This is a genomic window from Nonomuraea sp. NPDC003201 (assembly GCF_053590415.1).
In genome coordinates, this window is the sequence record NZ_JBSFTC010000536.1 from 1 (window position 1) to 4,899 (window position 4,899).

The window sequence follows — 4,899 nt, forward strand, 5'->3', positions numbered from 1 at the left end:
CGCGCGCGGGGTCCCGCCGTGTCTCGGGAGAGGGCCGCGTCTCAGGGTCTCAGGAGAGGTGGGCGCGGATCTGCGCGATGTGCTCGGGCGTCGTACGGCAGCACCCGCCGATCAGCGACGCGCCCGCCAGCTGCCACTCCTTGGCCGCCTGCCCGAACTCCACCGGGTCGGCCAGCCCCAGCCACCGGCGGTGCCCGGCGTCCCACGTCTCGCCCGAGTTGGGGTAGACCACCACGGGCAGCCCGCCCGCCAGGCACGAGATCAGCCCGGGGATGTGGCGCGGCGCGGTGCAGTTGGCCCCGACGGCCACCACCTGCGGGTTTCCGCCGAACAGCGCGGCCGCCTCGGTGATCGGCGTGCCGTCGTTGAGCCGCTCGCCGTCGCGGCAGGAGAAGCTCACCCACGCCTTCACCTCGGGCGTGCGGGCCAGCAGCCTGGCCAGCACCCGCGCCTCGGGATAGGACGGGATCGTCTCGCAGGCCAGCAGGTCGGCCCCGGCCGAGGCGAGGATCTCCCAGCGCGGCAGGTGCCAGTCGAACAGGCCGTCCTCGTCGAGGTCGTAGTCGCCGGTGTATTCGGCGCCGTTGGCCAGGAAGGCGCCGTACGGGCCGACCGAGGCCGCCACCAGCCCGTGCCCGGCCTCGTCGCGGGCCTGTGCGGCCAGCTCGACCGACAGCCTGATCAGCCGCTCGGCCGCCGCCACGTCCAGCCCGCGCCGGACGAACCCGGCGATCGTGGCCTGGTAGCTGGCGGTCGTGGCCACGTCGGCGCCCGCCGCGAAGTAGTCGGCGTGGGCGCGCCGGATCACCTCGGGCCGCTCCAGCAGCAGCCGCGCCGACCAGAGCTCGTCGCCGAGGTCGGCGCCGAGCCGTTCGAGCTGGGTGGACAGGCCGCCGTCCAGGACAAGTGCAGTCACCCCACCAGGGTACGAGCACGTGGGCGGGACCGTGGCCGCCTACCGGTGGCGTGAGCCCGCGCCCACCACCGGAGGCCGGCCGGGGAAGGCGCTGATCACGTGGTCGAGCAGGGCCGGCGTGTCCTCGGGGGACTCCACCGTGAAGTCCGCCACGCGGGCCAGCTCGTCGCCCGTCTCGGTGTTCGCCACCGCGACCCGGACACCCATGAAGGCCGGGTCCCGCTCCTCCCTGCCGCGCAACGCGTCGAAGGCCCGGCCGTCGGAGAGGTCGTCGCCGAAGTACCAGGCGCGGGTCAGCGTCTCGATCTCGCGGGCGACGACGGTGCCCTTGTCGCGTTCGACGGGCGGCCTGAGCTCGACGACCATGCGCCCGTACTGCTCCCGCAGCCCCAGCTCGGCCGCCTTGCGGGACGACCACCGCTCGACCGCGCCGCGCAGCGCCGGGGCCGAGCGGTAGTGCAGCGCCACGATCAGCGCCTTGTCCTCGATCAGGATCTCGCGCGGCAGGTCGCGGGCGGCCTCCTCGGCCACCCGCCGCATGACCGGGGCCCACGGCTCGGCCTCGGCGTCCGTGCGCACGCGGCCGTCCTCGACGGTCTGCATGCCGTACAGGCCGAACAGGCGCAGCTGGGGAGCGTCCGGGAAGCGGTCGCGCAGGTACGCGGCCGGGCGGGAGGACACGATCGCGACCTTGCTCACGAGCCTGGCCAGCACCTGCAGCCGTTCCAGCGCACCGGCCACGGGGAACACCGCGCCGGGGTCGCGCATGATCGGGGCGATGGTGCCGTCGTAGTCGAAGAAGAAGCCGGATCCGGCGCTCTCCGAGACGGTGGCGGACACTGCTTCGGCGAAGCGGAGCGGGGCGCGAGAGGTCGCCATGCTCAGTGACGATAGAACAGCGCGACCGGGTCGGACAGACGCCTTCCCGTGAATTTCCCGGCCCTTGCCCGCCACCCGCCGTTCATGATCACGACGCCGGGTCCGGGGCCGGGAGGGCCGCCAGGCGGGACAGCGCGCGCGGATCCAGCACGACCACCTCGCCGGCCCGGATCTCGACCATCCCCCGCCGCTCGAACCCGCGCAGGGCCCGGTTGACGCTCACCCTGGTCGCGCCGATCTCGGCCCCCAGGCCCGCCTGGCCCGCGTGGAGCGGCACCCGGCCGGTGGCGCAGCGCCGTACCAGCCAGGTGGCCACCCGCGAGGGCACGTCGCGCGTCAAGAGATCGTCCTCATGAAGGACCAGAAGGACCGGACCTCGACCCGGTGGCCCGGTCCTCCGGGGGCCCCGGCCGGACCCCCGGAGCAGGCCTACGAGCGCTTCCAGAACGGCCCGCGGCGAGGGCCGCCGGAGCCGCCCACGAGGGTGGTGAGGACCTCCACCGCCCGGTCGTGCAGGGCCTGGGCGTCGGCGCCCGGCTGCTCGGCGGCCTCCAGCTCGCGGGCGAGCGTCTCCAGCTCCGCGTTGCCCCCGAGGTACGCCGCCAGCGCCGCCAGCCGCGAGCCCAGGTCCGCCAGGTAGAGCAGGTCGGCCATGGGCAGCGCCTTCAGCCGGTCGAGCTCGGCCACCAGCTGCGGCCGGACCGAGTCCAGCGGGTGACCGGGACGCGGCGCGGACTTCGGCGCCCTGCCACCACGGGACCCGCCCGGCGCGAAGGGGGCCGGCCTCGGAGGCCCGGCGAACCCCCCTCCGCCCCCCGCCGGCCCGCCGGTCAGGAAGTCCGGTGACGCGTCGGCGGAACCGAGACCGGGGTCCGGCATCCGCATCCGCGGGGCGGCCGGTGGGGCTGCCGGCGGGGCGGCCATCACCGCCGCCTGCGCCATGAAGCCCATCATCGGCGGGTTCTGCGGCAGCTCCCACCCGCTCGGCGGCTCGACCGGCTGGATGACCCGGTGCTCCGGCCCTCCGTCGGCGACCTGCCTGGTGTCGACCGCCACGTACGCGGTGAAGCGGCACAGCACGCCGTACTCCAGCGACGTCCGCACGATCCGCGGCTCCAGGTCGTGCTCGCCCATGGCGTAGCGGTCCTCCAGCTCCCGCAGGTGCGCGCGGGCCCACACGGCCTGGATGGCCGGATTGTTCACCGCCACGCCCGTGACCTGCTCCTCCCACGGCCCTCCGGCCGCCAGGCCGCGCACGGTCAGCGAGGAGCCCTCGCGGTGGCGCCCGTACACGCGCAGCGGCACGCCCGGGAAGATCGACCCGAGATGGGTGACGGTGTCCGGTTCGAGCTCTAGCCCCTTGAGGGAGAGGTCGGTCACCAGGGGAGCGCCGATCCTGCGGTGGATCTGCTCCATGGCCGCGTCCAGCCGGTCCTCCGACTCGACCAGCTCGCACCGGCCCGCGCCGAGCCCGGCCAGGCGGCCGAGGAAGCCGGCGTTCACGGCGCGGTCGATGCCGACCGTGTGCACGCGCATCGCGGACAGGGCGCCGCCCGCCTGCTCCAGGATCTGGTCCTCGTTGCCCACCTGGCCGTCGGTGACCAGGACCACGACCCGTTCGCGTTCGTCGCGGCCGCCCAGCAGGGCGACGGCCCGCCGCAGCGGCTCCAGCAGCTCGGTGCCGCCGCGGGCGTCCACCCGCGCGAGGTGCTCGACGGCGCGGTAGCGGTTGCGGTCGGAGGCCTCCACCAGGCCCTCGAACGCCTCCTCCACCACCGAGTCGAACGTCAGCACCGCGAACCTGTCCTGGGCCGTCAGCGTGTCGACGATGCGGGCGGCGGCCCGCCTCGCGGCGACCATCTTCCAGCCGCCCATGCTGCCGGAACGGTCGAGCACCAGCACCAGGTCGCGCGGCGGGCGCGTGGACTGGAGCGGCGGAGGCACGACGGTGAGCGCGAAGGTCCCCCCTTGATCGGACCCGCTGTCGAGCTGCAGGGACGTGGACGCGTCGAACGACAGCCGCAGGATGAAGTCACGGTCGAGCCGCTCGCCGGGACGCAGGCGTACCGTGTGGCCCTCCTCCTCCACCACGTGCAGGCTGGAGGCCAGCTCGCGCAGCTCCAGCCCGGCCGCGTCCACGGTCGCGCTCAGCGACAGGCGCACCGGGTCGGGGAAACCGGGCAGCAGGACCGGCGGGCTGATCCTGGACGCGTCCGGCACCGCGTCGGTGTCGGGCGCGACGCCGTCGCCCGCGGACGGGCCGTCGACGGGGTTGCCCGGGATGTAGCGCGGGGCCACCACCAGCGGGAAGCGGAACGTGGCCGCCCCGTCCTCGTACGGCAGGGGCTGGCTCATGGTCAGCCGGACCGAGACGCGCTCGCCGGGCAGGATGTTGCCCACCCGGATCGTGAACACGTCGGGCCGGTCCTCCTCGGCGATCGCCGCCCGCCTGCCCTCGCGCAACGCCTGGTCGTAGTCGGCCCTGGCCTGGGCGCGCTCTTTCAGCACACCCTCGATCACCCGGTCGTCGGCCTCCATCCGGAACCCGGTGACGGCCGCCCGGTCGGGCAGCGGGAAGACGTACGTGGCCTCCAGGGTGACGTCGAACGGGTTCCTGAACCCCTGCGTCACCTCGACCCCGGCGATGAGGCCGGAGATGTCGGCGTTCACGTCCACGCTCTCGAGCGGCAGGTTGCCGCGCTCGGTCCGCAGCGCACCGAACCCGGCGTCCGGCACCGGCAGGCACCGTGCGGGCTCCAGCGAAGTGATCTTCATGTCAGCTCCCTTTCTTCGAGCACCGCGAGCAACGGCCTCGCTGCCGCCAGCACCGCCTGGACGTCCTCCTCGGACGGGACCCGGCCGGCGTCCAGCACCAGCCGCACCCCGTCCCCCAACCTGACCCCCACGACAACCGCACCACCCGGGCCCCCCGACCCGGCCGGCTGGTGGGCCACCTCCGGAGCCCGCACGCTGCCCTTCCCCGGCCGCTCGGCCCAGAATCGCTCCCGCACCGGCACCTCGTCACCCCGGGCGCGCGCATCGCCACCGGCGCGCACATCGCCACGGGCCCGTGCATCGCCACCGGCGCGCACATCGCCACGGGC

At 74.7% G+C, this 4,899-nt stretch carries 5 protein-coding genes; all 5 read right to left on the reverse strand.

Annotation, left to right across the window (positions count from 1 at the left end; all coding sequences use genetic code 11):
* Positions 1-49 precede the first annotated feature (49 nt).
* The 5 genes from mmuM to ACWDX9_RS60085 all read right to left on the reverse strand — a co-directional run bounded on the left by mmuM (position 50) and on the right by ACWDX9_RS60085 (position 4,701).
* Positions 50-916: a homocysteine S-methyltransferase gene (mmuM, locus tag ACWDX9_RS60065; protein ID WP_350728992.1), complete on the reverse strand. Its 867-nt coding sequence runs from the start codon at positions 914-916 to the stop codon at positions 50-52.
* A 39-nt stretch (positions 917-955) separates the two neighbouring features.
* Positions 956-1,795 (reverse strand): trehalose-phosphatase, encoded by an 840-nt coding sequence (gene otsB, locus ACWDX9_RS60070; RefSeq protein ID WP_449972826.1) that lies wholly within the window; start codon positions 1,793-1,795, stop codon positions 956-958.
* Positions 1,796-1,883: 88 nt separating this feature from the next.
* Positions 1,884-2,135, reverse strand: a complete 252-nt coding sequence (locus ACWDX9_RS60075) for a Crp/Fnr family transcriptional regulator (RefSeq protein ID WP_449972828.1) — start codon at positions 2,133-2,135, stop codon at positions 1,884-1,886.
* Between the two features lie 89 nt (positions 2,136-2,224).
* Positions 2,225-4,570, reverse strand: coding sequence for a VIT domain-containing protein (locus ACWDX9_RS60080; RefSeq protein WP_449972830.1), 2,346 nt, complete (start codon positions 4,568-4,570; stop codon positions 2,225-2,227).
* Entirely contained in the window at positions 4,567-4,701 is a 135-nt protein-coding gene (locus ACWDX9_RS60085) for a hypothetical protein (RefSeq protein WP_449972832.1), read from the reverse strand. The genes ACWDX9_RS60080 and ACWDX9_RS60085 overlap by 4 nt, the downstream gene beginning before the upstream one ends.
* Positions 4,702-4,899: the final 198 nt, after the last annotated feature.

Coding starts and splice junctions, on each gene's coding strand:
- otsB (WP_449972826.1), bottom strand. CDS start 1,795: ATGGCGACCTCTCGCGCCCCGCTCCGCTTCGCCGAAGCAGTGTCCGCC.
- ACWDX9_RS60080 (WP_449972830.1), bottom strand. CDS start 4,570: ATGAAGATCACTTCGCTGGAGCCCGCACGGTGCCTGCCGGTGCCGGAC.